Below are 3,210 nucleotides of genomic sequence, written 5' to 3' on the forward strand. Positions count from 1 at the left end.
CTGCTTACCAACGACACCGCGTGGGCAGCCGGATTGACCGAGCCAAGGCATCACGTGGCCAAGACCTACCACGTGCAGATCGACTGCCGGCCCGAGCCGACCCTGCTCGCGAAGCTCCGTGCCGGCGTCATCGACGACGGCGAGCGGCTGGCCGCGGTGACGGTGGACGTGCTGCGCGAGGGGGAGAAGAACGCCTGGCTGGAGGTGGTGCTGGACGAGGGGCGCAACCGCCACATCCGCCGCCTGCTGGCCGCGCACGACGTCGGCGTGCTGCGGCTGATCCGCGTGGCGATCGGCGCGCTGGCGCTGGGCGAGCTGCCCAAGGGCCACTGGCGGAACCTCACTGCCGATGAGGTTCACGCCCTGCGGCGGGGATGACCCGACGCGTTGACACCGCGCACGACCGGGCTGCCGCCTGCGCCCGGTATCCGACAGGTGGGGCCGGAGACCTGTCACGGCCGGGGGGCGCGCGCCTGGGCGACCAAGCGACCCCGGGCGGAGCGTGCGCCGCGCGAGCCGCCCGTCAGCGCCTGGCCTCGCGTTTGGGCCCTCACGCGCGCGCTTGCCGGCGGAGTGGAGCGGGGGCGTTTGTCGTCGGGTGTTTGCCGGCGCGTGCCACCACGCACGGGGCGGGAGCCCTCGCCAAGCCCGCTCCCCCGAACCGAGGCCCGGCGCGGCCCGGCGCGGTGCGGGCTACCCGGCAGCGTGACGCCACCTGCCTGAGCGCCGACCCGCGGAAATCCCCGGCTTCAGCCGATCACGCCCAGCTTTTTGCCGATGCGGGTGAACGCGTCGATCGCGCGGTCCAGATGCGCGCGGGTGTGCGCCGCGCTCATCTGGGTGCGGATGCGCGCCTGGCCCTGCGGCACCACCGGGTAGAAGAAGCCGGTGACGTAGACGCCTTCCTCCAGCAGTGCGGCAGCCATCGCCTGCGCCTTCGGCGCGTCGTAGATCATCACCGGCACGATCGGGTGCACGCCCGGCTTGATGTCGAAGCCGGCGGCGGTCATCTGCTGGCGGAAATACGTCGTGTTTTCCTGCACCTTCGCGCGCAGCTCGCCGGCACTCTCGAGCATGTCGAACACCTTGATTGCCGCGGCCACCACGTGCGGCGGCAGCGAGTTGGAGAACAGGTAGGGACGCGAGCGCTGGCGCAGCATCTCGATCACCTCGGCCGGGCCGGTGGTGAAGCCGCCGAGCGCGCCGCCCAGCGCCTTGCCCAGGGTGCCGGTGAAGATGTCGACCTTGTCCATTACGCCGTTGACCTCGGCCGCGCCGCGGCCGGTGGCGCCGAGGAAGCCGGTGCAGTGGCACTCGTCGATGTGCACCAGCGCGCCGTACTTCTCGGCCAGCGCGGTGATCTGGTCCAGCGGCGCGATGAAGCCGTCCATCGAGAACGCGCCGTCGGTGGTGATGAGCTTGGTGCGTGCGCCGGCGGCATCGGCGGCCTGCAGCTGTTTTTCCAGGTCGGCCATGTCGCAGTTGGCGTAGCGGAAGCGCTTGGCCTTGCACAGGCGGATGCCGTCGATGATCGAGGCGTGGTTGAGCGCGTCGGAGATGATCGCGTCCTCCTCGCCCAGCAGCGGCTCGTACAGGCCGCCGTTGGCGTCGAAGCAGGCGGCGTAGAGGATGGTGTCCTGGGTGCCGAAGAACTCGGCGATCTTCTTCTCCAGCTGCTTGTGCAGGTCCTGCGTGCCGCAGATGAAGCGCACCGAGGCCATGCCGAAGCCGTGGGTGTCCAGCGCCTCCTTGGCGGCGGCGATCACGTCGGGGTGGTCGGCCAGGCCCAGGTAGTTGTTGGCGCAGAAGTTGAGCACCTTGCGCCCGCCCTCCAGCTCGATCTCGGCCGACTGCGGCGACACGATGATGCGCTCGCCCTTGAACAGGCCCTGCTGGCGGATGGCGTCGAGTTCGGCGGCGTAACGGTCGCGGGCGGTGTAGGTCACGGGGGTCTCCGGTCTCAAGGGCGGCGGCAGCCATTGCTGCGTACGCTCGCCCGGGCGTCGTTCCCGCAAAGGCGGGAATCCATGTTGCTCTTTGGCTGCCGAGGCGGAAGTGGATTCCCGCTTTCGCGGGAATGACGCCGGGCCAAAAAGGGTGGCTCAGGGTGCGAGGCGATCCCGGCTCAGTTCCAGCTGCAGACCACCTTGCCGCAGATGCCCTGGTCCATCAGGTCGAAGCCGCGCTGGAAGTCGTCGATGGCAATCTGGTGCGTGAGCACCTTCTGCAGCGGGAAGCCGGTGAGCACCATCTGGGTCATCTTGTACCAGGTCTCGTACATCTTTCGGCCGTAGATGCCCTGCAGGGTCAGGCCCTTGAAGATCACCTTGTCCCAGTCGATGCCGGCGCCCTGGGGCATGATGCCAAGCATGGCGATCTTGCCGCCGTGGTACATCACCTCGAGCATGTCGTTGAACGCGCGCGGGTTGCCGCTCATCTCCAGGCCCACGTCGAAGCCCTCGATGTGCAGGTCCTTCACCACGTCGCGCAGCGACTGGTTGGCCACGTTGACCACGCGGGTGGCGCCCATGTCGGCGGCCAGCTTCAGGCGGTAGTCGTTGACGTCGGTGACCACCACGTTGCGCGCGCCCACGTGCTTGGCGATGCCCGCGGCGATGATGCCGATCGGGCCGGCGCCGGTGATCAGCACGTCCTCGCCGATCAGGTCGAACTCCAGCGCGCAGTGCGCGGCGTTGCCGTAGGGGTCGAAGAACGCCGCCAGCTCGGACGGGATCTGGTCCGGGATTGGCCACAGGTTGGAGGCCGGCATCGTCATGTACTCGGCGAACGCGCCGTTGCGGTTCACGCCGATGCCCACCGTGTTCGGGCACAGGTGCTGGCGGCCGGCGCGGCAGTTGCGGCAGTGACCGCAGACGATGTGGCCCTCGGCCGAGACGCGGTCGCCGATGCTGTACCCGGTGACGCCCGGGCCCATCTCCACGATGCGGCCGACGAACTCGTGGCCGATGGTGAGGCCGGGCTTGATCGTGCGCTGGCTCCACGCGTCCCACTTGTAGATGTGCAGGTCGGTGCCGCAGATCGCGGTCTTCTCCAGCTTGATCAGCACCTCGTTGGGGCCGACCTCGGGCACGGGGATTTCTTCCATCCAGATACCGGGTTCGGCGTGGCGCTTGACCAGGGCTTTCATCGTCTGAGGCATGGGGGCATCCATCGAGGGGTGATGCGGCGGGGAGGCCGCAGGATCAGCCG

The 3,210-nt window shown here is 69.0% G+C and carries 3 protein-coding genes; 1 reads left to right on the forward strand and 2 read right to left on the reverse strand.

The annotated features are described in order from the left end of the window. On the forward strand, positions 1-378 hold a 378-nt coding region (locus VFM98_RS07270), incomplete at its 5' end, for a pseudouridine synthase (protein WP_325109243.1). A gap of 371 nt (positions 379-749) precedes the next feature. Here the strand turns inward: VFM98_RS07270 and kbl are convergent. Further along, on the reverse strand, positions 750-1,946 hold the full coding sequence (gene kbl / locus VFM98_RS07275; protein WP_325109244.1) for a glycine C-acetyltransferase: 1,197 nt from the start codon (positions 1,944-1,946) through the stop codon (positions 750-752). A 179-nt stretch (positions 1,947-2,125) separates the two neighbouring features. Then, the gene (tdh, locus tag VFM98_RS07280; protein WP_325109245.1) at positions 2,126-3,148 is read right to left on the reverse strand and encodes an L-threonine 3-dehydrogenase; all 1,023 of its coding nucleotides are present in this window, start codon (positions 3,146-3,148) and stop codon (positions 2,126-2,128) included. Positions 3,149-3,210: the final 62 nt, after the last annotated feature.

The organism is Ramlibacter sp., assembly GCF_035706265.1.
In the GTDB taxonomy this organism is placed as follows: Bacteria; Pseudomonadota; Gammaproteobacteria; order Burkholderiales; family Burkholderiaceae_C; genus Ramlibacter.

Coding starts and splice junctions, on each gene's coding strand:
- tdh (WP_325109245.1), bottom strand. CDS start 3,148: ATGAAAGCCCTGGTCAAGCGCCACGCCGAACCCGGTATCTGGATGGAA.